Genomic DNA, 1,680 nt, shown 5'->3' with positions numbered 1-1,680 from the left:
AACGCAATCAAATTATATAACAATAAAAGATTACATTTATCTTTAGACTATAAAACACCTAATTACGTGCACCAAAGTGCCGCTTAAATTTTAATATTAATCTGTAGCCGTATTTTAGGACGTGACACTAAGAAAAAAAACGAGTTATTAATGAACTATCAGACATTTCAGCCTCATCCAGATTTAGAATCGCTTATTAGCTGTTATTGGACTTTAGAAGTTTCTGCTGATAATGATTCGCAAAAACAACGGATTGTTCCTGATGGCTGTATTGAGATGGCTTTTATTCTTGGCGATGACATTAAGCGATATACTTCGGGAGATGAATTTATCCTACAACCACGTGCAATGGTACTTGGACAGACCATTGAACCATTTTATATCGAACCAACAGGGCATGTGAATACATTCGCCATCCGATTTTATCCATACGGATTTGCTAATTTTGTAACTGAACCAATTAAAAATTTAGCTAATAAAGAAACACCTTTAGAAGTATTGTTTGATGAAAAAAAAGCCAAGGAGTTAGAACAAAAAATAATCCAAGCGAAAGACGTCAAGCAACGAATAGAAATCATAGAAAGATTTCTCCTAGAAAGGCTAAACGACAAAATAACTGTTGAAAATATTGTAAAAACAACAGTTAATTCACTTTTATTGACAAACGGAAACGCACCGATAAAAACGATTCTTAAAGATGACTTGTCCACAAGAAGGCAACTTGAGAGAAAGTTTATAAAACAAATTGGAGTTAGTCCAAAACAGTTAGGTAAAATAATTCGATTGCAAACCGCATTAAAAATGTTACTTAACAAAGAAGAAGAAAGTTTAACTAATATAGCTTACGAAAGTGAATATTATGACCAAGCACATTTTATTAAAGACTTTAAGGAGTTTACAGGGACGAACCCGAAAGAGTTTTTAGGAAATGAAAATTTGACTCTTTCTGCTCTTTTCTACAAATAAATTGAATGTCGCATTTTTACAATTTCAACCTTCAAAAATAATTTAATTTCGTATCATTAATTTAAACAGGAAAAATGAAAAGAATTGTATTAAGTGTTACTGTAATACTTGCCTTTAGCCTTATGGCTTGTAATAATCAAAATAAACCTAATTCAGAAGTACAAAAAGTAGATTCTAACCAAGAGCAAATAACTAATGATATGAAAAGTTTTATTTCCCTTTTTGAAATTCCTGCAACGGATATTTCTCGAGCAGTAAGTTTTTATGAGGCAATTTTGGACATTAACATTGAGAAAATGGAAATGTCAGGAATGGAAATGGGCATATTTCCATACGAAGGACAAATGGTTACAGGAGTAATAATGAAAGGAGAAGACTACAGGCCTTCAGCTGATGGGGTAGCCATTTATCTGAATGGTGGAGATAATCTTCAACACATTCTCGATAAGGTGGAAAAAAATGGCGGAAAAATCATTGTCCCAAAAACCGCTCACGCAGATGAAAGTGGTTTTTTTGCTTTGTTTTTAGATACAGAAGGAAATAAACTCGGCCTAAATTCCCCAAACTAAACAAAGGAAAATATGTAGAAAGAGAGTGTAAATATAACCTTGTCTGAATACTAAATTTTTAATTTACACATTATTCAGATAAGATGACAAATACAGAACAACAAGAACTAGAGAAGAAAGCTCTTGAACAATTTATGAGCGGCAA

General features: G+C 32.4%; 2 protein-coding genes. Both read left to right on the top strand.

From position 1 onward, the window contains the following. Positions 1-150 precede the first annotated feature (150 nt). A complete protein-coding gene (locus tag F0000_RS27225) occupies positions 151-966 on the top strand; it encodes a helix-turn-helix domain-containing protein (protein ID WP_149627838.1) in 816 nt (271 codons plus the stop codon). Between the two features lie 74 nt (positions 967-1,040). Continuing rightward, a complete protein-coding gene (locus tag F0000_RS27220; protein WP_149627837.1) occupies positions 1,041-1,535 on the top strand; it encodes a VOC family protein in 495 nt (164 codons plus the stop codon). Positions 1,536-1,680: the final 145 nt, after the last annotated feature.

Source organism: Aquimarina sp. RZ0 (genome assembly GCF_008370685.1).
GTDB lineage: Bacteria > Bacteroidota > Bacteroidia > Flavobacteriales > Flavobacteriaceae > Aquimarina.
This window is presented reverse-complemented; position numbering and strand designations above follow the sequence as displayed.